General features: G+C 46.4%; 19 protein-coding genes and 1 pseudogene. 16 read left to right on the forward strand and 4 right to left on the reverse strand.

All coding sequences use genetic code 11. From position 1 onward, the window contains the following. Positions 1-24 precede the first annotated feature (24 nt). The 5 genes from V7M78_RS20380 to V7M78_RS20400 all read left to right on the forward strand — a co-directional run bounded on the left by V7M78_RS20380 (position 25) and on the right by V7M78_RS20400 (position 4,468). The gene (locus tag V7M78_RS20380) at positions 25-1,725 is read left to right on the forward strand and encodes a methyl-accepting chemotaxis protein (protein WP_333652530.1); all 1,701 of its coding nucleotides are present in this window, start codon (positions 25-27) and stop codon (positions 1,723-1,725) included. Positions 1,726-1,833: 108 nt separating this feature from the next. Next, positions 1,834-1,995 (forward strand): hypothetical protein, encoded by a 162-nt coding sequence (locus V7M78_RS20385; protein WP_333652532.1) that lies wholly within the window; start codon positions 1,834-1,836, stop codon positions 1,993-1,995. Then, entirely contained in the window at positions 1,992-3,041 is a 1,050-nt protein-coding gene (locus V7M78_RS20390) for an ABC transporter substrate-binding protein (RefSeq protein WP_333652535.1), read from the forward strand. Before V7M78_RS20385 ends, V7M78_RS20390 begins: the two co-directional genes overlap by 4 nt. Further along, complete coding sequence (locus V7M78_RS20395) at positions 3,028-3,795, forward strand: ABC transporter permease (RefSeq protein WP_333652537.1); 768 nt, start codon at positions 3,028-3,030, stop codon at positions 3,793-3,795. The genes V7M78_RS20390 and V7M78_RS20395 overlap by 14 nt, the downstream gene beginning before the upstream one ends. Continuing rightward, positions 3,782-4,468, forward strand: a complete 687-nt coding sequence (locus V7M78_RS20400; protein WP_333652540.1) for an ABC transporter ATP-binding protein — start codon at positions 3,782-3,784, stop codon at positions 4,466-4,468. Before V7M78_RS20395 ends, V7M78_RS20400 begins: the two co-directional genes overlap by 14 nt. Before the next feature lie 115 nt (positions 4,469-4,583). On the opposite strand, the gene V7M78_RS20405 is transcribed toward V7M78_RS20400, so the two are convergent. Next, a complete protein-coding gene (locus tag V7M78_RS20405; RefSeq protein WP_333652543.1) occupies positions 4,584-8,486 on the reverse strand; it encodes an acyl-CoA dehydratase activase in 3,903 nt (1,300 codons plus the stop codon). A 135-nt stretch (positions 8,487-8,621) separates the two neighbouring features. On the opposite strand from V7M78_RS20405, the gene V7M78_RS20410 reads away from it, so the two are divergent. Next, a complete protein-coding gene (locus V7M78_RS20410; RefSeq protein ID WP_333652545.1) occupies positions 8,622-9,359 on the forward strand; it encodes a Crp/Fnr family transcriptional regulator in 738 nt (245 codons plus the stop codon). A 102-nt stretch (positions 9,360-9,461) separates the two neighbouring features. Continuing rightward, the gene (locus V7M78_RS20415; protein WP_333652547.1) at positions 9,462-10,193 is read left to right on the forward strand and encodes a cupin domain-containing protein; all 732 of its coding nucleotides are present in this window, start codon (positions 9,462-9,464) and stop codon (positions 10,191-10,193) included. Between the two features lie 192 nt (positions 10,194-10,385). Here V7M78_RS20415 and V7M78_RS20420 read toward each other — a convergent pair. Next, positions 10,386-11,198: pseudogene (locus V7M78_RS20420) on the reverse strand (ABC transporter substrate-binding protein); the annotation flags it as partial. A gap of 378 nt (positions 11,199-11,576) precedes the next feature. Further along, positions 11,577-12,140 carry an acetate uptake transporter gene (locus V7M78_RS20425; protein WP_333652550.1) on the reverse strand — a complete coding sequence of 188 codons (564 nt, stop codon included), beginning with the start codon at positions 12,138-12,140 and terminating at the stop codon, positions 11,577-11,579. A 250-nt stretch (positions 12,141-12,390) separates the two neighbouring features. Between V7M78_RS20425 and V7M78_RS20430 the strand changes: the two genes are divergently transcribed. Together V7M78_RS20430 and V7M78_RS20435 are read left to right on the forward strand one after the other, a co-directional pair. Next, positions 12,391-13,200 carry a Cof-type HAD-IIB family hydrolase gene (locus tag V7M78_RS20430; RefSeq protein ID WP_333652552.1) on the forward strand — a complete coding sequence of 270 codons (810 nt, stop codon included), beginning with the start codon at positions 12,391-12,393 and terminating at the stop codon, positions 13,198-13,200. A gap of 80 nt (positions 13,201-13,280) precedes the next feature. Then, positions 13,281-13,586, forward strand: a complete 306-nt coding sequence (locus V7M78_RS20435; RefSeq protein ID WP_333652556.1) for a YerC/YecD family TrpR-related protein — start codon at positions 13,281-13,283, stop codon at positions 13,584-13,586. A 45-nt stretch (positions 13,587-13,631) separates the two neighbouring features. On the opposite strand, the gene V7M78_RS20440 is transcribed toward V7M78_RS20435, so the two are convergent. Beyond that, positions 13,632-14,246: a DUF1836 domain-containing protein gene (locus V7M78_RS20440; RefSeq protein ID WP_333652558.1), complete on the reverse strand. Its 615-nt coding sequence runs from the start codon at positions 14,244-14,246 to the stop codon at positions 13,632-13,634. 236 nt (positions 14,247-14,482) lie between these two features. Between V7M78_RS20440 and V7M78_RS20445 the strand changes: the two genes are divergently transcribed. The 7 genes from V7M78_RS20445 to V7M78_RS20475 all read left to right on the forward strand — a co-directional run. Further along, complete coding sequence (locus V7M78_RS20445; protein ID WP_333652561.1) at positions 14,483-14,866, forward strand: RidA family protein; 384 nt, start codon at positions 14,483-14,485, stop codon at positions 14,864-14,866. A gap of 219 nt (positions 14,867-15,085) precedes the next feature. Further along, positions 15,086-16,411, forward strand: coding sequence for a bifunctional folylpolyglutamate synthase/dihydrofolate synthase (locus tag V7M78_RS20450; protein WP_333652564.1), 1,326 nt, complete (start codon positions 15,086-15,088; stop codon positions 16,409-16,411). Beyond that, complete coding sequence (locus tag V7M78_RS20455; RefSeq protein WP_333652567.1) at positions 16,404-16,544, forward strand: hypothetical protein; 141 nt, start codon at positions 16,404-16,406, stop codon at positions 16,542-16,544. Before V7M78_RS20450 ends, V7M78_RS20455 begins: the two co-directional genes overlap by 8 nt. An 11-nt stretch (positions 16,545-16,555) precedes the next feature. Then, the gene (locus V7M78_RS20460) at positions 16,556-17,872 is read left to right on the forward strand and encodes a tetratricopeptide repeat protein (RefSeq protein ID WP_333652571.1); all 1,317 of its coding nucleotides are present in this window, start codon (positions 16,556-16,558) and stop codon (positions 17,870-17,872) included. A gap of 165 nt (positions 17,873-18,037) precedes the next feature. Continuing rightward, on the forward strand, positions 18,038-18,379 hold the full coding sequence (locus V7M78_RS20465) for an STAS domain-containing protein (RefSeq protein ID WP_333652574.1): 342 nt from the start codon (positions 18,038-18,040) through the stop codon (positions 18,377-18,379). A 55-nt stretch (positions 18,380-18,434) separates the two neighbouring features. Further along, on the forward strand, positions 18,435-18,869 hold the full coding sequence (spoIIAB, locus tag V7M78_RS20470; protein ID WP_333652577.1) for an anti-sigma F factor: 435 nt from the start codon (positions 18,435-18,437) through the stop codon (positions 18,867-18,869). Positions 18,870-18,874: 5 nt separating this feature from the next. After that, a partial coding sequence (locus V7M78_RS20475) for a sigma-70 family RNA polymerase sigma factor (protein WP_333652580.1) occupies positions 18,875-19,157 on the forward strand: 283 nt, incomplete at its 3' end.

Genomic DNA, 19,157 nt, shown 5'->3' on the forward strand with positions numbered 1-19,157 from the left:
ACACGTGTGGAGGAGAAAATATTTATGAAACTTCGTTCAAGAATTATGGGTGGATTTGCAATCATCGCGGTGATCGGCTGGATTCTGGGCATCATCGGCCTGGTATCCACCCAGTGGATAAGCCATTTATCCCGGCAGCAGGAAGCAATCCGCCAATCTTATGCGGATGCGGCCCATGTACTGTCGGCTCATTATGAATGGCGCCATTCCCTGACAATGACGGTGAGCACTGGTTCGGACTTTACAGGAGCCACAGATCCTACCGCCTGCGCTTTGGGAAAATGGCTGGCAAGTGATTCCTCTAAAACCAATGATCCGGAGCTGGTTCGTTTATTTAATGAGGTAAAGGGGCCTCATGACTATATACATAATGAAGCAGAGCAAATCACTGCTCTCATGGGAGCGGGAAAGAAGCAGGAGGCAATGAATACATTCCAGGAAAATGTCCTGCCCCGCACCAATGAAACCATTTCATTGATCGGCCAGATTGAAGAGCGTTATGCATTTCTTCTCAATGAGAAGATGGAAGATATAGCTGCCGTTCAAACTGCCGTTATCTGTCTGATCATCCTCTTTCTCCTTGCAGCAGTAGGGGCAGGTATTGTGCTCTCCCTGCGCATTACCAGGTCTATTATGGAACCGATTCAGAAAATAACCCAAAGTGCTGAAACAGTGGCTACAGGCGTTCTGAATGTTCATATTGATTATAATATTGATGATGAAATCGGGCGTCTCGGTCAGTCTTTTTTACAGCTGACCAGGTGCATGAAGGTGCAGGCATCTGTGCTTAAGGAACTGGCTGAACGAAATTATGATGTTTCCATTGCGGTGCGCAGTGAACATGACGGTGTGAACAGTGCCATTAACCATATGATCGATAATACCAATGAAATCATGAAGATCATCAATGATACTGCTGATCAGGTAAGTGCCGGTGCAGGACAGGTTTCTGACGGAGCCCAGGTTCTCGCTTCCGGCTCCACCCAGCAGGCTGCAGCAGTGGAGGAGCTGAGTGCATCGGTGGCAGAGTTAGCCAGACAGGCTGAAGAGAACTCCGATCAGGTGACAGCTACCACAGAACAGCTTCAGCAGGCAGGAAACCGGCTGGATATGGGAAATCAGCATATGAAGCAGCTGACTGAGGCAATGGGCAACATTGGGACAGCCTCTGACAGCATAGCCAATATTACAAAGGTCATTGAAGATATTGCCTTCCAGACCAATATTCTGGCTTTAAATGCTGCAATAGAAGCTGCCCGTGCCGGAGAGGCAGGGAAGGGCTTTGCAGTTGTCGCTGATGAAGTCCGCAATCTAGCCGGGAAATCTGCGGAGGCTGCCCGCCAGACGGCGGACTTAATCGGAACCTCCTCAGGTATGGTGGAAGACGGTGTGCGCATCGCATCACAAACCGCCCGGATTTTACAGGAAGCGGAGGAGGACACTGTGAAAGTCATTGAGAATATTTCCAGAATCAAGGAAGTATCCGCAGGACAGGCTCTTGCCATCGACCAAATCAGAGAGGGACTGAATCAGGTTTCCGCCGTGGTTCAGTCAAATGCGGCCACAGCAGAAGAAAACTCTGCCACCAGTGTGGAGATGTCTTCCCGGGCTTCTATTTTACTGGAAAAAGTTGAACAGTTTAAGCTGAAGGGCGGTGAAGCAGCCGGGACAGTATTTTCCTGTGGAGTAAAAGGAGAAGAATCTTCTTCGGATTGTGAACTGTAAACTGAAAGATATTAATCTGGTGTAATAAAGACAAAACAGGAGCTGTTGCAAAAGCAGAGGAATTATCTGCCGGAGCAGCAGCTCCTGTCTCATAAAAAGAAAGGGCTTATGACAAAAAATAAGAATCATCAATTTTGGTTGCAGCAGCAACAGACGGAAGCAGAGGAGATTGCTATAATAAAAACTGATAGTAGTACATACGAGTCATTTTTTTATGCCCAAATGTTAGTTAAAACTAACTTAAATCAAAGAAAAGGAGATTTTCCATGAAAAAAATACTGTCTGCTTTATTCGCTGCCGGACTGGCTCTTTCCCTGGCGGCCTGCGGCAATTCTTCCGCACCTACACAAGCGCCCACTGAGGCACCTGCAAGTACTGCCCCTGAGACTACCCAGCAGGCTGCCGAAAGCAGTGAGGCAGCGTCAGGGCCTATCACCATTACCCTTGGCGTTCCGGCATCTCCGCCCACACTGCCTATTTTAAGGATGAAAGAGAGCAAGGCTTTGGGAGATGATGTGGAAATCAAGCTGGATCTCTGGAATGAGCCGGAAACCCTGATCGCCATGACGCAGGATGGAGCCCATGACATGTTCGCATTCCCTCTTACCGTGGTATCTACACTGTATAATAAGGGTATAGATGTCCGCTTAATGAACGTAAATACCTGGGGTGTCAATTACTTTATTACCTCAGACCCTGAATTTAAAACCTGGGCTGATTTAAAAGGAAAGACACTTTACGTTCCCCTTCAGTCCTCCCCGCCAGACGCATTGTCACAGTATTTCATCGCAAAGGCCGGGCTTACTGTGGGAACTGATGTGAATATTGTCTACGGTTCTACCACGGAAATCGCTTCCCTCATCGGTTCCGGAGAAGCTGAGTACGCCGTGCTGCTGGAGCCTCAGGTCACTAAGATTCTGATGTCAAATGAAAATCTGCGGATTGCTTTCAGCTTTGAAGAGGAGTGGCAGAAGGTCAATGAAACAGACACCAAGATTCCTACTGCCGGTTTTGGAGCTTCCCAGAAATTCATAGAAGAAAATCCGGAATTGGCTGCCCGTTTCCAGGAAGCTTATAAAGAAGCGGTCAAGTGGATTAATGAAAACCCAGCAGAAGCCGGTGTTCTTGCGGAAAAGGAATTAGGAATGCCTGCCAAGGTCGTAGAAAAAGCCATTCCCAACATGGGTCTGGAATTTAAAAGCGCCGTTGATTCCAAAGAAGAACTGGACATGTTCTATCAGATGCTTTTTGACTTTGAACCGAAAATGATTGGCGGTAAGATTCCTGACAGCGGTATCTATTATGAGGCGGAATAATATCCCCGAAAAATCAACACCATGGGATTTTCTTTTGGCAATGGGAATTATTCTGGCTGTTTGGCAGCTCCTCACCTTGTTCTTTCCGCCTTTGGTGCTGCCTGGGATCAAAAGCGTAGTTATCAGGCTGAAAGAAATTTTCTCCACACCTGTATTTTACAAAATGATAGGGCTGACCATGGAGCGGATGGCCCTGGGATTGTCAGCAGGTGTGGGGGCTGGGCTTTGTCTGGGGCTTCTCATGGGAGCAGTGGGGAGGCTGCGGCGGCTGTTCATGCCAATCATCGGTATTTTGCAGACCGTTCCCCCTGTTTCCTGGGTGGTGCTGGCCCTGGTTTGGTTTGGCTTTAACGGGCGCCCGGTCATGTTCATCATCGTGATTTCCACCATACCTGTGATTGCAATCAGCGTGTGCGAAGGAGTTACCCGGATTGATCCAAAGCTTTTGCAGATGGCATTTTTATATCATTTTTCCAGGAAAAAGACTCTCCGGCATGTGGTGCTTCCTTCTATTGCCCCATATTTCCAGTCCGCATTCCGAATTGCCCTTGGTACCGGGTGGAAAATTGCGGTCATGGGAGAGGTTCTGACCACCAGTGACGGAATCGGAGGAATGATCAAACAGGCCAGGCTGAATATTGAGCCGGACAGCATCATTGCATGGTCTGCAGTTCTTGTGGGACTGTTTTACCTTTCTGACTTTATCATTGACTGGTTTTTCAGGGAAAGGAGAGGGTGGAATGGTGGAAATTAAGGGCATTTCAAAAAAGATGGGAGAGCTTCCGGTTCTGGAGGAAGTGAATTTTAAAATTAACGACGGGGAGATCGTCGCTCTCATCGGCCCGTCAGGCTGCGGAAAATCTACGCTTTTCAACATTATTTCAAGGCTTGATGCCCCGGATTCCGGTTCTATGGAAGGGATTGGGAATTCGGTTGCCTGCGTCTTTCAGGATGACAGGCTTCTGCCCTGGCGGACTGTATGGGATAATATCCGGTTGGTGAGAGAGCCGGAGGATAAGGCCAGAGTACAGGAGCTGATTGATGAGGTGGGATTAAAAGGGTTTGAAGGATATTACCCCAGCCAGCTTTCCGGAGGGATGCAAAAAAGGTGCGGCATTGCAAGGGCCTTTTATTACAATGGTGATCTTCTGCTGATGGACGAGCCTTTTCAGGGGCTGGATTACTGCCTGAGGCATGAGATGATTTCCATGCTGTTAAAGCTGTGGAGGACTCACCGGCAGAGCGTTCTGTTTGTGACCCATGAGATTGATGAGGCCCTTACAGTTGCAGGCAGAATTCTTATCCTGTCAAAAAGACCAGGCAGGGTTGTAAAGGAAATCCGCCTTCCGGATTATGAGGGAAGGGATTTAGGCTCTCCGAAGCTGATGGAAATCAGGCAGGAGATTATATCTATTATTACAGGATAGAAAAGCAGCAATTTAATCGAAAAAAGGAGCTTGTTGAAAAACAGCTCCTTTTTAAGTGCAAAAGGTGTCCCAAAAGTTAAATTGAATTTTAGGACACCTTTTATGTGGTTATCAATTACACAGCAGCCTTTTCCTTTTCCACATAATACAGGAAAGAACGGAGAGAGGACCAGGAAGCTTCATCCCAGTCATGATCCATGGACAGATGATACAGGGGAACCTGGGAATCCATGCCTGCCATCTCCAACACCAGGGCAGTATTTTCGTATCTTGGAGCAATGGTGAGTACAGCCTCTGCCCATAAGGCGCTTTGTTTTGCCTTGGCATAGCGGTAACGTCCATTAGCCCCCGCAAGGCCCGGAAGATGCTGGTCGGCAATGGTTTTCAACCCATCCAAGTCTCTGGAAAAGCTGTTTTGCTCTCCAAGGGCCTTGCCCAGTTCTGCCATCTGTTCCCGGAATTTCTTTAACAGCTTCTTTTGTTTCTTATTTTCGTCACAGTCATTCCATAAAAACCAGAGATATTCTGCCAGCGGAGCATACAGGAAGTGATATCCTTCCGTTTCCAGAGTGTGAAGCACTCCGTCATTAAGGGCAAATAAGTTGGTTGGCACCCCGACAGCAGACAGACGGATTTCGTTTCTTGGAAGAGAACCGATGCGGGAAGCCAAAGCCATAAGCTCCTCCCAATCAGGAATGGATGCCGGCTGCAGGGTCTTTCTCTTATCCGGCGGGGCGCAGAACAATAAGTCCCCGGTGAGGATAGCCCGAAACAGCAGTTCCGGCTTAGCAGCGGTCAGGGGAAGGCTTTCCAGTATAGGAGACACCAGCCCCACATGTTCCAGGCCCCGGCGGGAGAGAATGGCCTCAATGGCCCTGCTGTACTGCCCGTCGGCTTCTGCACCTTCCGTTGAAGGTACCAGGCACTGGAAAGGAACCTTTTCACTGGAGGCCAGATGAAGAATGCTTCCCAAAGAGGCTGCAAAGGGCAGGTATTCCTTGGAATTAGTCTCTGCCCGGCCCAGGTTCAGCCGTGTGCTGTCCACTGGAGCCATAATGGGAGCCTCAACGCCGTAAGCCCTTTTAAAATAATCCGAAAGAAGAGGAGAGTACCATGACAGTTCAGGAAGCCACAAAGGCTTTCCCGGATCAGGGACAAGGCTTATTCTGGAACGTTTAACGGGCACATCTTCCAGTTGGAAGCCTGAGGGAACCGGTCTTTCAGGCTGCTTGCTTAAACTGTTTAAAAATGCCTCAATTCGTGTGATCACACCGACCTTTGAAAAATGCTCATCAACCTCGATCTGCAGATAAGGCTTGTCCCCCATTTCCTGACGGAACATATGGGAAATCATGGTATCCGGCCCGCAGCCGTGGTTGTTTAAGTAGACGGCATAGAGGTTGGGGTGGTGCTTTACCATTTTTGCTCCGGAGAGGATATGCTGCCCAAAGGGCCAGTAAAGGTTAGGATAATCCTCTGAAATATCCAGATCATGAGCCGGAAGGTGAGACAGGGTGATTACCTTATGTCCCCGTTCCAGCAGCAGTTCAGGAATTCCCATGTTTAAAACCGGATCAGAGATTCCGTAATTGCGGGTGATGAGCACCAGCACCTTGTCCTCAGGCCGGAGGGTATCAAGAAGTACTTTTCCCTGCTTTTCCACCATTGTGCCATAATTCCGCACTGCGGCGGCCCCTGCCAGAAGTGCCTTCATGCACCGCGGTTTTGAAAATCCCAGACTCTGTCCCACCTCGATCATGGCGGAGGCCATAGCCTCTTTTCCAAAGTCAAGGTCAAATACAGGGTTTAACAGTTTGATTCCCTGCTGCTCCAGTTTCAGGTTCTTGGCAACCAGCCGGGGAGCCGTCTGCATATAAACACAGCCGTAATTGTGACTGACACGGGAGCTTTCGTGCTTCATGGTGTGAACGGAAGGCAAAAAGATATAATCCACCTTCTTTTCAGCCAGCTCCATTATGTGGCCGTGGATCAGCTTAACCGGGTAGCAGGTTTCTCCCTGAGAATACTGCTGGGAAAGCTCTATGGTGTTTTCATTGGTCGGAGTGGAAAGCAGGACATTAAAGCCCAGATCCTTGAAAAATGCGTTTGCCATGGGGAAAAACCTGTGGATCATCAACACAAAAGGAACTCCCACCGTCTTTTTCCCAGGTTCTTGTTTTCCGTCATAGCCCTTTAACAAGAGTTCATTGCTTTGTCTGTAAAAGGCAGCATTTTTCCTGGTTTCTTCCTGTTCCTTTGTATTTTCTCCTCCTGCTTCTCCTGGCAGGTCATAGCCTCTGAAATGAGTTTTCTGTCCTTCCATGGCTTCAGCGGCCAAAATTGCAGCTCCCAAAGCCCCGCTGACAGGGAAATAAGGAGAAACGAAAAGGCGTTCTCCAAAAAAATGCTGGAATGCAGCCACAATACCCGGATTATAGGCTACTCCGCCCTGAAGAACGATTTTCTTGCCCACAGGTTTGCTTCCTACCACCTTGTGAATGTAATTCCGCACAATGGAATGGCACAGTCCGGCAGCAATGTCCTCAGTCCGTGCACCCTGGGCAGAAGCAGAAGCGATGGAGGTTTCTATAAACACAGTACACCGTTCTCCAAGATCCAGGGGAGATGAAGCAGAAAGGGCTAAAGGCCCGAATTCAGCCAGAGGGATTCCCATGCGGATGGCTTGCTCCTCTACAAAAGAGCCGGTTCCGGCCGCACATATTTTGTTCATCTGAAAATCAGCAACCTGTCCTTCCCTCAGGGAAATGTACTTGGAATCCTGCCCGCCGATTTCAAAGACAGTATCTGCATCAGGAACGAACTTAGAAGCAGCCTTGGCCTGTGCAGTGATCTCATCCCGTACCGCATCGGCGCCTACCAGCTTTCCGATCCTCTCCCTTCCTGAACCGGTAACGCCTACAGCCAGAATGGGAAGTTCCCCGAAACGCGTTACAATATTTTGAAGGCCCGTTCTCACGGCCTGTTCCGGATTTCCTGCTGTGCGCAGGTACTGGAAATCCACAAATGCCCCGTTTTCATCAATAAGAACCAGATTGGTGCTGGTGGAGCCGATGTCAATACCCAGGGCACATCCAGTATCCGGCCCGGGGGGAGTACAGGAAGGATCTTTCAGGCAGGTGCCCTCATGCAAAGTGAGTGCAGGAAGCCGGGGTAAGCCTTCAGCACCTGAGGCCTTGGATTCCAGTGCAGAGGCCAGCAGGGAAAGGGCATTTCCCTTTTGTTTTGCTTCTAAGGCAGCTCCCATAGCTCCTGCAAAGGGAAACATTTCCGGTATCAGCAACTGGTCTTCTTTGAGATTAAATGTATCCAGAACAGCCCGGATCACGCCGCGGTTATGTGCGATTCCTCCGCAGAGAGCAACAGGAGCCTCTACAGGGAGGTTTTTTACAATCACTGCCTTGTAATTTTTTATCATTGCATAGCATAAACCTAGAAGGATATCAGGGACAGATGCTCCTTCCTGCTGTCTGTGAATGATATCTGTTTTGGCAAATACGGCACACCGTCCGGAAATGCGGGGTATTGAAAGCGCTTTTTCCGTCAGATCCGAATAATCCTCCAGGGAAAAGCCCAGGCGTGACATCTGGTCCTCAAAAAATGAGCCGGTGCCTCCTGCGCAGTGTTCATTGACTGCAAATTGAGGCGGTCTGCCTGCCTTCAAACCGGTCAGATACCGGGCATGCTGGCTTCCTATTTCAATGACGGAAGCAGCCTGGGGGCAAAGAAGGCGGGTTCCCTCTGAAATGGCCGGAATATCCCCCAGAAATGCCAGACCCGTATGTTCTTTTGCAAAAGCCGCACCGCCGCTGCCTGTAAGGACGGCAGGACAGGCTGCTGCATCAGGATGTTGTTTTAAAAATTCTTTTATGATTTCACTGAGAGCCTCTGTCAGGCGGCCGTAATGAAGCCTGTACCCTTTCCATATGACCTCATTCGTTTCTGACAGGCAGATGAATTTAAGGGAAGCGGTTCCGCAGTCAATTCCAATATAACTCATATCATTCCTCCTGGCGTACCGTAAGGGAGTTGACTCCCTGGGTGGTCTTGTTATATAATGATAGTTAGTAATGTCTAACTAAGAATATATGTTTATGACCCAAATGTCTGTTGCTGTGGCAACGCGGAGGTGAATATGAAAGATACCAGACAGGACCTGTATTATTGCAGCAGCCCCGGCCAAATATCAGAAAATGATACGAAACGTTTTTCCCACGTGCTGAAACAGTGCAGCTGCTTTGAGGGGATTCCTGAACACAAATATACGCCTGTACTCCACTGTCTTCATGCAAGGTATAAGTCCTTTTATAAAGGAAATATGATCCTGCAGGCCAGTGACCGGGTAAATTTTGCCGGTATTGTTTTGAGCGGTACAGTAGAGCTTACCCTTTACAGCGAAAACGGCAGTCAGATCAACATCAATCATTGTTCCGTGGGAGATATGTTTGGAGAAGATCTTGCATGCTCCAACACCAGAGACAGCTCCATGCAGATCTGGGCTGTTACGGACTGTGAAATATTATTTTTGGATTTTTCTTCCCTGTTTTCCATGGAGCATGGAACCTGCCCATTTAAAATGAGGGTTTCCACCAACCTGCTTCGGGAATTTGCCTGCAAGGCCAATTTTTTAAATCACAAGGTACGCATTCTGGCCCAAAAACGGCTGAGGGATAAGGTGAAGGTATATTTGCAGATGCAAAAATGCAGTGAAAAAGGCTTTATTGAGCTTCCCTTCCGGAGAAATGATTTGGCGGAATTTCTCTGCGTGGACCGGAGCGCTCTGTCACGTGAGCTGGGAAGGATGCAGCAGGAGGGGATACTGTCCTTTGAAGGAAAGTATATCCAGATTCATGATAAAAGCTTTCTCCAGTAAAACTCACTCCCCTGTTGCCATGGCAATGGATTTAATGTCAGAACCATAGTATGATTTTCTTTAGTTAGTTTAAGTTAATGAAAAAGGAGGTCATAAAAGCCTGTGGAAAAAAAGACAGATAACTTTCACTTTAACGGTATTTCACCGGGAACTGTTTTGGAGATGAAACAAATGCTCACACCTTATCCCCACCAGGTCATAAGCCTGCAGATGATAAACCGTATCAATGAGTCTCTTCACGCATTTTTCTTTGATAAGGGAGAAGGGATCAGCACGGACATTCAGCATCAGGATATTTTATATGCCGTCATAGAAGGGCAGGTGCAGCTACAGACAGGAGAGACCAAACATTGCCTGAATCCGGGAGAATGTATAGTTGTTCCATCAGGATGTCCTCATTCCATTGATGCGCTGGCTGCCTTGTGGCTGCTGCAGATATCGGTGGGAGAGATGGCTGACGCAAGTGACAGAAAGAGAGGTTCTGAAATGAGCAATAAAGACTACATCAAAAACGTGGATAAAGCCTGCGTACACACCTTGTCCGAGTTAATCGGGTATCAGGATAATAAGGTTGCAAGCCTGACCCTGGTCCAGAGGGGCCTTTTTACAACCACCCTTATGGCTATGGATAAGGGAACCGGAGTAGGACCCCACATCTGCGAAGGAGATGCCCTGGTAATCGCTCTGGAGGGAGAAGGGGATGTGATGATCGGCGAAGACCATCATCAGGTGAAAAAGGGAGAGTGCATTGTTATGCCTGCCGATATCCCTCATGCTGTCAGAGGAGAGAATGACAGATTTAAAATGATGCTTATTGTATCAAAGCCGGAGTGACCGGGAGATCATGCAATTGTATAGAGGTTATCGTATAAGCATATCTTTATAACAGCGGCCAATTATGAGGCTTCCACGTGTATCGTGGGAGCCTTTTTTGTCCGTTTATTTTACTTGTGGAGAAGTTCCCAATTGTAAGTGATAAATCTACGATTGATCATGGCACCTCCCTGTCATTTTGCAGCCCCAGTTCTTAAACTGGGGCTGAATCACTTTTGCGATCTCTTCTGAAGAATGGGAGTTGACGTATTCCAGTCCCTTTTGAATTGCATTGGTAAATTTCTGTATGATTTCCGGATTTTTCTCCATATAGCTTTTCTTTGCACTATATGCCGTATAAGGCACATAACCGGAATCAACGCCCAGAGAAGCCACTACATGACCGCTGCCTTCCTTTTCAAGTCCGGTAGCAAACGGCTCAAATTCTACGGTGTAATCCGCATCATTGCTGGTAAAGGCAGCAGCAGTGAGGCCGAAGTTGATGCTCTGGTCAATGGTTAAATCTACAGCAGGATCAATGCCGTTCTTTTTTAAGATATACTCAAATACCATCTGAGGCATTCCGCCCGCTCTTCCTCCAAGTACCTTCTTTCCCTTTAAATCAGCCCATTGAAACTCAGGCTGCGGTTCTCTTCCCACGAGAAAGTTTCCTGCCCGCTGGGTCAGCTGGGCAAAGTTTACGGCATAGTCCTCTGCGCCGTTTGCATAAGTATAAATGCTGGCTTCAGAGCCCATAAATCCGATATCAGCGTCACCGGATATGAGGGCGGTCATAACCTTGTCGGCTCCCGCTCCGTTGACCAAAGTTAAATCGATACCCTCGTCTTTAAAATACCCCAGCTCAATGGCCGCATATTGGGGCGCATAGAAAATAGAATGGGCCACTTCATTCAATGTGACCGGAGTCAAGTCTGCCGTTTTGGTCTTGGAACCGCAGGCGGCAAGACTGAGCAGCGATACCCCGGCCAGTATTGCTGCCAGAAAAAGGTGATAGGCTTTTCTCATAAATCCTCCTTCATATAAATCTTAATACTACATTTTATTATAGGAATAAAGGAAGGTACTTTGTCTTTGAAAATTTTGTGATTCCATTGTCACGGAAGGGATGGAGAAGAAAACCGGTCTTATCCATTTTCTGCGCCCCACTCTGCAGCTTGTCAGACATACAAATAGTATGAGAATTGTCAAGAATAAGAAGATTGCTTGTTTCAAATTGCACCTCCTGGTCATTCAATAAAGGCTTCAAATCCATAAATCTGTAATTATTATAATGTATTTTGGGGAGTATCTTTTGATGTCATCAAGGCTGAAACTTAAAAAAAGCCCCTGATCTCCTTCGTGAATGAAGGGACAGGGGCATTGAGGTACCGTAGGCACCAAGAATTATAAAGGAAGAACTGTTCTGTTAAATTCGTTGTTAAGGATCTGAGCCGCTGAATTATAGACTGCAGAAGCGCCGCAGAATATTCCGGTATATCCCGCAAGTGTTTTGATTGCGTGGATACCAGTGAAGTCACCGATTGCCAGAAGGAAGAATAATGCTGTTAAGGACAAGAACACGACCTGTGATGCACGGTTGTGTTTCAATGTTCCTATGAACATGAAAAGTGTGAATACTCCCCAAAGCAGCAGATAGAATCCCATGCTTTTTTCATCAGCACCTTTTATTCCCTCGAATGGATTGTTCCAAATTACGATGAGAGACCACCAGAAAAATCCATAGGCTGTAAAGGCGGTGGCTCCAAATAGATTGTTTTTCTTAAATTCCATAACTCCTGCGATTATTTGTGCTGCACCGCCAAGAGCGAATCCCATAGCTACTATAACAATGGAAAGCGGTATGATTCCTGCGTTGTGGAGATTAAGAAGAATGGTTGTCATCCCAAAACCTAAAAGTCCAAGTGGTCCAGGATTGGCAATTGTATTAGTGTTTTTTTCGCTGCTCATATTTCCTCCGGTATGTATATGCTTTAAAACCTTACCCATATTAGCATAGGTAACAGAATAAAGCAAGGAAAAATCAAAGGGCTGTAACTCCCCTATTTTGTGCAGTTTTTTATTTTGCTTGTGAGGAGTTTGATGATAAGGTATACTATATATAAAAGTAAGGTGAATCAATTGTCAGAAACCGACAGATAACCTATTTCAGAGAAAACAGAACTTATTTAAATTTACAGAAGCAGGAGAGTAAGTAACAATGAGCTACCGGATGATTGTACTGGATTTGGATGGAACCTTAACGAATAAGAACAAGGAGATAACACCTCGTACAAAAGAAGTGCTTTTTGAGTTAAAAGCCCAGGGCGGGATTATCGTACTGGCCTCCGGCCGGCCCACCTATGGAGTGATGCCTTTGGCCAAAGAGCTGGAGCTTGATCAATCAGGAGGATATATTCTTTCTTTTAATGGAGGGCGTATCATTGACTGCAAAACCAGGGAAACGATTTTTGCAAGAGAACTGCCTGTTTCCTCCAATGCCCGTATCATCCGTATGGCAGAAGATCACAGAGTGAACATCCTTACCTATGAGAATGAGCAGATCATCACTCCCAACGGATCCGATGAGTATGTGAAAAAGGAATCAGCGGTCAACAAGCTGGAAATAAAAGAAATCAGTAATATGGAATCCTATGTACAGTTTCCTGTTGAAAAGTTCCTGATGCTGGAAGACGGTGATTACCTTGCCATGGTAGAACCAAAAGTAAAAGCAGCTTTAGGCAGGGATTACAGCGTTTACCGTTCAGAGCCTTATTTCCTGGAGATTCTACCCAAAGGAATTGATAAGGCGGCAAGCCTGGAGCGCCTTCTTTCAAGGCTTGATATGAGCCGGGAAGAGATGATTGCCTGCGGGGATGGTTACAATGATTTGTCCATGATTAAGTATGCAGGTCTGGGGGTAGCTATGGAAAATGCAGTTCTTCCGGTAAAGACGGCAGCGAATTACGTGACTCTCTCCAATAATGATGACGGCATCGCCCATGTGGTAGAAAAATTTATGCTTACCTGATATCTTTCTGTAGACTTTACGACTTTAATATGTTAAAATGCCTTTAGTTGCAAATGGAAGTAAAAGGGGATCGAAATGCTATGAATAAAAAGATTAAGACAGATGCAGTAGACCATCTGTTTGAAGCTGTTTTAACTTTAAAAACACCGGAGGAGTGTTATACGTTTTTTGAGGATGTGTGTACGGTAAATGAACTGTTAAGCTTATCCCAAAGATACGAAGTGGCTAAGATGCTGCGGGAAGGCCGCACCTATCTGGAAATTGCGGAGAAAACAGGTGCCTCCACAGCCACCATCAGCCGGGTGAACCGTTCCTTGAATTATGGAAACGACGGATACGATATGGTGTTTAAGCGGCTGGAAGATGAGAAAAAAGAAGACAAATAAAACAGAGGGCAGACGCCGGATTCCGGTGAATGCCCTCTGTTTTGACTATTTTTTCTTTTTTATGGGTTCTGCTGCCCTTAAATCGTCGATGATCTGTTCCACCACCTGTTTTTTCACATACACATCAAAGGAAAGTTCGCAGATCCAGGCGAACAGGCGGAGGTATTCCAAATCCTCTCCTTCCAGCCCCTTATCTGCAAATGCCTGGCTTGTGTCCTGGTATTTCCGGACAATGTCTTTCTGGATGCGGTCCATTCCGTCCTTTGTCCAGGAAAATATCTCTCTGTAAACTTCTTCTAAAGGCAGTTCCTCCGGGGAATTGAAGTGCTTTTCAGTAATGGGACGGAAGAGCTGTTCAATGTCGTGGAAGGAAAGCATATTTTTAAAATAATATATAAATACGAGAAGAAGGATGTGTTCCTTGGAATATTTCTTTTTGTTGGGAGCCGGAAGCAGATTATTCTTTGCATAATTGTTGATCATAGTTTTAGTCAGGATCTTATCCTCAGGATGGCGCTTGGTACCTTTTAAGTGTTCATCCATAAAAGTGGTGACCTGATCCATATATAAATCAATGTCAGGGATGGCTTCCGGACTGATATAGTCTAAGGCTTCCAGATGCTTTAATATGTCCCGCAATCTTTCGTTATTGGTCTTCATATGTTCCTCCATTCTGCACGGCCCATGCTGTACATAAGGGATCATATCCCTTCATCATATTATATAGTATTGAATACCAGATGACAAGTGGTAAAAGCTCTTAAAGTGCTGATTTTTTTTTAGGACACCTGAAAAAGTTTCTTGACATTTGATCAATGTATGCTAATCTATTAATATAGAATTTATAAGAAAAAATATCCAAGAACATATCGGACAAGATGAAAGGAGATAGTATTATGAAAAAAGTATTAGCTACAGAAAAAGCACCGGCAGCAATCGGCCCATATTCCCAGGCAATTCGCGGAGGAGACTTTGTATTCGTATCAGGACAGCTTCCAATTGATCCTGCAACAGGAGCATTTGCAGGCGATGATGCGGCTTCTCAGACAAAGCAGTCCTTAACAAACGTCCAGGCTATTCTGGAAAGCGAAGGCTTATCCATGGCAAATGTGGTTAAGACCACTGTTTTATTAAAGAACATCAGTGACTTTGCAGCAATGAACGAAGTCTATGCAACCTTCTTTGAAGGTGACTGCCCTGCAAGAGCAGCATTTGAAGTGGCAGCACTTCCAAAAGACGCTCTGGTAGAAATCGAAGCCATTGCATATTGCGGCAAATAATCAGTTTTAGATATAAAGAACAAGGGAGAACGGTACGTTTAAGTGCCGGCCTCCCTTTTTAAAATACCCCCTCTGTCAAAATGCCTTGTAGAAATAAAGGACTTTTTGCGAAAGAAATGGGTTGCATATTAACGGACATATATTATAATAAAAGGAAGTTCGGTTTACTTTAAGGTTTTCCGGACAGCTAATTTAACCATGGAAGCTGGTACGTTTGCGATGAATGTTTACGAAAGTGCAAAAGAATATCTGGGACGGATTCCCATGTGGACCAGAAAGAAAAATTCTCTGGAGGATATTCGCCGGTTTCTTACCGAGATGGGAGATCCGGATGAGCATATGAACATCATTCATGTTGCAGGAACCAATGGAAAGGGATCGGTATGTGCATTTCTCCAGTCTGTTTTCATAAAGGCCGGATTCAGGACAGGGACTTTTACTTCCCCTCACTTAATCGACATCAGGGAGCGTTTTAACCTGAATGGAGATATGGTGCCTGAGAAGACTTTTGAAGAAAGCTGTCAGACGGTCAGAGCACTTTCTGAAAAGATGATGGAGAGGGGATACTGCCACCCATCCTATTTTGAGTTTCTGTTTTATATGGCAATGGATATGTTCCATAAGGAAAAAATGGATATTGTGATCCTGGAAACCGGGCTGGGAGGAAGGCTTGACACCACCAATGTCATAAGCCATCCCCTGGTGTCGGTGATTACTTCCATCAGCATGGATCATGTGGAATATTTAGGTGATACCATAGAAAAGATCGCAGCAGAAAAAGCCGGGATCATAAAAAAGGGAATTCCCGTTGTCTTTGACGGAAATGACCCTAAGGCCGCTGATGTTATCCGAAAAAGGGCAATGGAGCTGGATGCCCCTTTTTATGAGGCGGACAAGCAGGGCTATGAGATAACCGGATATGAGGACGAGGGCTGGAATGCCAGATTTCAGGGAATCAGAGGGGACAGCATGGAAGCTTATATTCCCTCTGCCGCAGAATATCAGGTGATGAATGCATTTCTTTCCTTCCGGGCTCTGGAGGCGGTGCAAAACCAGGCCCGGTTAAGGGACAGAATCGGCCGGGAACAGATAAAAGAAGGGATTGCAGCTATGTATTGGCCGGGCAGAATGGAAGAGGTGCTTCCCGGAGTATTTCTTGACGGGGCCCATAATCCCGGAGGGACAGAGGCTTTTGTCAGAGCAGCGGCCAGACTTTGCACCGCAAGGGGTAAGAGAGCCAATATTCTGTTTTCCTCTGTTTCCGACAAGGACCACAGACAGATGATAAGAGAGATTGCAGAAGTCCTTCCTCTCGATGAGGGAGCGGTGGCTCATATTGATTCAGAAAGGGGCCTGGAAACGGAAGTTCTGCTTGAAGAATTTCAAAGTTTCTGCGGATGTGATGTGAAAGGGTTTCAGACAGTAGAGGAAGCTGTTTTATATATGCTTCATAAAAAGGATGAAGGGCATCTGCTGTTTTGCGTTGGTTCCCTTTATCTGATGGGTGAGATAAAAGAGGTTTTAAGGAGGAACGGATATGATTGATTTTGAAGCTGAGATCAATGATTACAGGCCAAGCCTGGAGGTTGATGCCATAGAAGATGCCATAGTGAGAAGTGACCTGACGGATATGAATGATCTGATGATGAATCTGATAAAAGAAGTCAGCAGGGAATAGGCGGTTAAAGTATGGATTATGAAAGAAAAACCAGGGTAATCGCAAACAGCTATTATAACATGGGCTTGGAACGGGCCAAGCTCCGGGATTTGTCAGGAGCAGCAGAATGTCTGAAAAAGAGCCTTCATTTCAATAAATATATGACAGATGCCAGAAATCTTCTGGGACTTATTTATTATGAAATGGGAGAAGTAGGCGATGCCCTTGTCCAGTGGGTAATCAGCATGAACCTTCAGCCGGAAGGAAACCGTGCCGATTATTACCTCGGTGAAATACAGAGAAAAAAAGGCGCTATGGAGTCGGCCCGCCGCAGTGTCAGAAGATTTAACCAGGCACTGGTTTATGCTCAGAACGGAAGTGAAGATCTGGCCATCCTCCAGCTTCATAAGGTGGCGGAAAGCCAGCCTAATTATGTGAAAGCCCAGCTCTTGCTGGCTCTTCTCTGCATTTCCAGAGAAGATTACCAAAAGGCCGGAAAGGCCATTAATAAGGTTCTCCAGATAGACCGAAACAACCCTAAGGCCCTTTGGTACAAGTCCATGGTTAAGACCGGGGGCGGCAGTCCGAAGAGCGAAAAGGAACCAGAAAAGAGAAAGCTTAAAAATGTGGTTTCCCACAGGCAGATGGAGGATGACGATGTCATTATACCGCCCAGCTACCGGGAGAACACCAGGGATCAGGCGGTGGTCTACATCCTTGCAGGACTTTTGCTGGGAGCTGCGGTCATCTTTTTCTTTGTCATGCCTGCCAATACAAAGGCCATCAATGCAGGCCACAACCGGGAGATGTTAAAGTACAGCGAGGAATTGAGTCAGGCCAACCAAAAGGCGGAGGGCCTGGAAAAACAGCTGGAAGCCATTGAAGCGGACAAAAAGACGGCAGAGGATTCCCTGGCTTCTCTGACCAATGACTCAGACAGCGTTCTGGCCCAGTATCAGGCTGTCATCGGAATCCTTCAGGCTTATAAGAAGGATGACTTTCCTCTGGCAGTCCGCATTTATGCCGGTTTAAAGCCGGAGCTCATCACCTCTTCCGATACCCAGGCGGTCATCGGTGAAATAAGAAAAGATATAACGGAGAATGGCATGGCCGTTTTAGAAGAGCTTGGAGATAAGGCAGCAGAAGCGGGAGATCCTCAGACAGCCCTTGTCTATTACTTAAAATGCATTGAGTTAGACCAGAAGAGCTGGCAGGCCAAATTCAAAACAGCCGCCATTTACAAGGCAATGGGAGAAAAGGAACAGGCCAACGGACTGTTTTCCGATATTATAAACAACAGCAAAGACGAGGAACTGTCTGCCAAAGCAAAAACAGAGCGTGGCTTTTGATATAATTTACTTAGAGAAGTCAAGCGAAGCGCAGACTGAACTTAGTAAATTAAACGTTCGATGAGCTGAAAGCGAATCGAACTTCCTCTAGCAAGACACTACAGAAGAGAAATCTTTTTTGTGGTGTCTTTTTTTATAAATTTGCTAAGGAATGGAGGGGTATATATGAATCAGCCGCATTTTACATATGAGGCGGAAGGACATGCCTTAATCGTCCACCTGCCGGAGGAGCTGGATCACCATAATTGTGCAGGACTGAAATATGAAACGGATTTAATCCTTTCTGAAAATTATATCAGGCGCATTATATTTGATTTTTCACAAACCAGGTTTATGGATTCTTCGGGAATCGGCATTTTATTGAACCGGTATAAACAGATGGCGCTGAGCGGGGGAACCGTGGCCATTTACGGCGCAGGCGCCCAGGTGCTCCGCATTCTGAAAATGGGAGGCATTTTAAAATTAATGAAACTGTATGACTCAAAGGAAGCAGCAGTCACAGGTTAAGGTGAATTTGCCCAGAGGGCAAAAAGAAAACCCCCTGGGGGGTGAGGAGGAACGTATGTCTGAACAGAACAAACCAGAAATTCTGAAAATGGAATTAGAGGCCCTGTCTAAGAATGAGGAGTTTGCCAGAGTGGCAGTGGCTGTCTTTATGACAAGGCTAAACCCTACCTTAGAGGAGGTGGATGACGTAAAAACAGCCGTGTCAGAGGCAGTAACCAATGCAGTCATCCATGGATATCAGGGGAAAGGGGGAATCATTTACCTGGAGGTCACCATCTGCGGCCAGGAGATGACCGTATCCGTAAAAGATGACGGAATCGGCATCCCAGATATCAAAAAGGCCATGGAGCCCATGTATACCACCGATCCCGATGGGGAACGGTCCGGAATGGGATTTTCCTTTATGGAAGCTTTTATGGACCAGGTAGAAGTGAATTCGGCGCCGGGAAAGGGAACTGCCGTGACCATGAAAAAGAAGATTAACGGGTGAGCCTTATGGATGAGACCATGAGATTGATAGAAATGGCTCACGAAGGAGATAAAGCGGCAAGGGACAAGCTGGTGACCGATAATTTCGGCCTTGTCTGGAGCATTGTCCGCAGATTTACAGGGAGAGGCTATGACCCGGAAGATTTGTTCCAGATTGGAACCATCGGCCTTATAAAGGCCATTGACAAATTCGATCTGTCCTATGAAGTAAAGTTTTCCACCTATGCAGTTCCCATGATAACAGGAGAAATCAAACGTTTTTTGAGGGATGACGGCATGATCAAGGTCA

The sequence above is a fragment of the Lacrimispora sp. genome, from assembly GCF_036758025.1.
Taxonomy (GTDB): Bacteria; Bacillota; Clostridia; order Lachnospirales; family Lachnospiraceae; genus Lacrimispora.

Coding starts and splice junctions, on each gene's coding strand:
- V7M78_RS20380 (WP_333652530.1), top strand. CDS start 25: ATGAAACTTCGTTCAAGAATTATGGGTGGATTTGCAATCATCGCGGTG.
- V7M78_RS20385 (WP_333652532.1), top strand. CDS start 1,834: ATGACAAAAAATAAGAATCATCAATTTTGGTTGCAGCAGCAACAGACG.
- V7M78_RS20390 (WP_333652535.1), top strand. CDS start 1,992: ATGAAAAAAATACTGTCTGCTTTATTCGCTGCCGGACTGGCTCTTTCC.
- V7M78_RS20395 (WP_333652537.1), top strand. CDS start 3,028: ATGAGGCGGAATAATATCCCCGAAAAATCAACACCATGGGATTTTCTT.
- V7M78_RS20400 (WP_333652540.1), top strand. CDS start 3,782: ATGGTGGAAATTAAGGGCATTTCAAAAAAGATGGGAGAGCTTCCGGTT.
- V7M78_RS20405 (WP_333652543.1), bottom strand. CDS start 8,486: ATGAGTTATATTGGAATTGACTGCGGAACCGCTTCCCTTAAATTCATC.
- V7M78_RS20410 (WP_333652545.1), top strand. CDS start 8,622: ATGAAAGATACCAGACAGGACCTGTATTATTGCAGCAGCCCCGGCCAA.
- V7M78_RS20425 (WP_333652550.1), bottom strand. CDS start 12,140: ATGAGCAGCGAAAAAAACACTAATACAATTGCCAATCCTGGACCACTT.
- V7M78_RS20430 (WP_333652552.1), top strand. CDS start 12,391: ATGAGCTACCGGATGATTGTACTGGATTTGGATGGAACCTTAACGAAT.
- V7M78_RS20435 (WP_333652556.1), top strand. CDS start 13,281: ATGAATAAAAAGATTAAGACAGATGCAGTAGACCATCTGTTTGAAGCT.
- V7M78_RS20440 (WP_333652558.1), bottom strand. CDS start 14,246: ATGAAGACCAATAACGAAAGATTGCGGGACATATTAAAGCATCTGGAA.
- V7M78_RS20445 (WP_333652561.1), top strand. CDS start 14,483: ATGAAAAAAGTATTAGCTACAGAAAAAGCACCGGCAGCAATCGGCCCA.
- V7M78_RS20450 (WP_333652564.1), top strand. CDS start 15,086: ATGAATGTTTACGAAAGTGCAAAAGAATATCTGGGACGGATTCCCATG.
- V7M78_RS20455 (WP_333652567.1), top strand. CDS start 16,404: ATGATTGATTTTGAAGCTGAGATCAATGATTACAGGCCAAGCCTGGAG.
- V7M78_RS20460 (WP_333652571.1), top strand. CDS start 16,556: ATGGATTATGAAAGAAAAACCAGGGTAATCGCAAACAGCTATTATAAC.
- V7M78_RS20465 (WP_333652574.1), top strand. CDS start 18,038: ATGAATCAGCCGCATTTTACATATGAGGCGGAAGGACATGCCTTAATC.
- spoIIAB (WP_333652577.1), top strand. CDS start 18,435: ATGTCTGAACAGAACAAACCAGAAATTCTGAAAATGGAATTAGAGGCC.